Genomic DNA, 1689 nt, shown 5'->3' with positions numbered 1-1689 from the left:
CGGTCGGACCGCGCTGCGAGCCAGTCTAGTGCCGCACTCCGCCGCCACCTCCGGTAGGCGGCGCCGCGTGTTGCGGTGCGTCCGCGCGGGCCCCGTCCCCGCGCCCCGGCCGCGGGGTGCGCGGGTTCGGCCGGCGTTCACCCGTCCGTGGCGGGGCCGTCCCCGGCGGCTCCGCGCGGCGGTCGGGGTGCGCCCGGCGAGCGGCCGGATTCCCGGGAGCCGTGGGAGTGCGAGCCACTAGGGTGATCCGGTGAGCGACGATCCCGTGATACTGCGCCCGGTGTTCGAGGCCGACCTGCCGCTGCTCGAATCGTTCCTGACGGATCCGGAGGCCACCGGTCCGTTCCAGTGGCACGGGTGGTCCGACCCGGCGAGGTGGCGCCGTCGGTGGGCGCAGGACGGCCTGCTGGGCGACGACGGCGGACAGTTGATGGTGGAGGCCGGGGCCGCCGCGCAGGGCTTCGTGGCCTGGCGGAAGGTCGCGGCCACGCGCAGCTCGTACTACTGGAACATGGGGATCCAGCTGCGGCCCGCGGCCCGCGGGCGGGGCATCGGCACCCGGGCGCAGGCGGCGCTGGTCCGCTACCTCTTCGCCCACACGCCGGTGATGCGGATCGAGGCGGACACCGAGACTGCGAACACCGCCGAGCAGCGGGCACTGGAGAAGTGCGGCTTCCTCCGCGAAGGGGTGCTGCGCAGTGCGGGGTTCCGGGACGGCCGCTGGCGCGACGTGGTGCGCTACAGCGTGCTGCGCGACGACGTCACCGCGCAGGTGCTCCGGGCCGCGGTCTGACCGTCCGTCGGCGGTACGCGCGAGGGGAATACCCGGTGCGCGCGGGGGCTTCGGACGGGTGGAGGCGATCGCCGTTCGTGGCGGTCGCCGGATGGAGGGGACCATGACCGCGCTGACCGTCCACTACCTCGGCGGTCCGACCGCCGTGCTCGAACTCGGCGGGCTGAGGCTGCTGACCGATCCGACCTTCGACGGTCCGGGGGAGTACCCGGTCGGAGCGCGCAGACTGGTGAAGACGGCCGGCCCGGCGGTCGGCGCGGACGAGGTCGGGGCGGTGGACGCGGTGCTGCTCTCGCACGACCAGCACCCGGACAACCTGGACACCGCGGGCCGTGCCCTCCTGGCCGGCGTGCCGCTGGTGCTGAGCACCGGTGCGGCGCAGGCCCGGTCGGGCGGATCCGTCCGCGCGGTCCCGAACTGGCAGACCGTCACGCTGCCGCGGCCCGGCGGCGGTGAGCTGCGGATCACCGGAGTGCCCGCGCAGCACGGCCCGGACGGCTCGGAGCACCTGGTGGGCGAGGTCACCGGCTTCGTGCTGGCCGGTGACGGCCTGCCGACCGTGTACGTGAGCGGGGACAACGCCTCGCTGACGGTCGTCCGGGAGATCGCGGACCGGCTCGGCCCCATCGACGTGGCGGTGCTGTTCGCGGGCGCGGCCCGCACCCCGCTCGTCCCGGACGCCCCGCTGACGCTCACCGCCGGCGACGCGGCCGAGGCGGCGCGGCTGCTGGAGGCGCGGGCGGTCGTCCCGCTGCACTTCGAGCACTGGGCGCACTTCACTGAGGACGGGGATGCGCTGGCCGCCGCCTTCGCCGAGGCCGGCCTGACCGCTCTGCTGCACCTGCCGAAGCCGGGGCAGCGCATCGCCCTCTGACGGCCGCCCGCCCCCGGCGCAC

At 75.8% G+C, this 1689-nt stretch carries 2 protein-coding genes; both read left to right on the top strand.

Annotation, left to right across the window (positions count from 1 at the left end):
• Positions 1-250 precede the first annotated feature (250 nt).
• On the top strand, positions 251-793 hold the full coding sequence (locus tag ACFV0G_RS39035; protein ID WP_380558565.1) for a GNAT family N-acetyltransferase: 543 nt from the start codon (positions 251-253) through the stop codon (positions 791-793).
• Positions 794-896: 103 nt separating this feature from the next.
• Complete coding sequence (locus ACFV0G_RS39030; protein WP_380558562.1) at positions 897-1667, top strand: MBL fold metallo-hydrolase; 771 nt, start codon at positions 897-899, stop codon at positions 1665-1667.
• Positions 1668-1689 lie beyond the last annotated feature (22 nt).

The organism is Kitasatospora sp. NPDC059571, assembly GCF_042735675.1.
GTDB lineage: Bacteria > Actinomycetota > Actinomycetes > Streptomycetales > Streptomycetaceae > Kitasatospora.
Note: the sequence above shows the minus strand (reverse complement) of the source record. Positions and strands in the feature narration are given on the sequence as shown.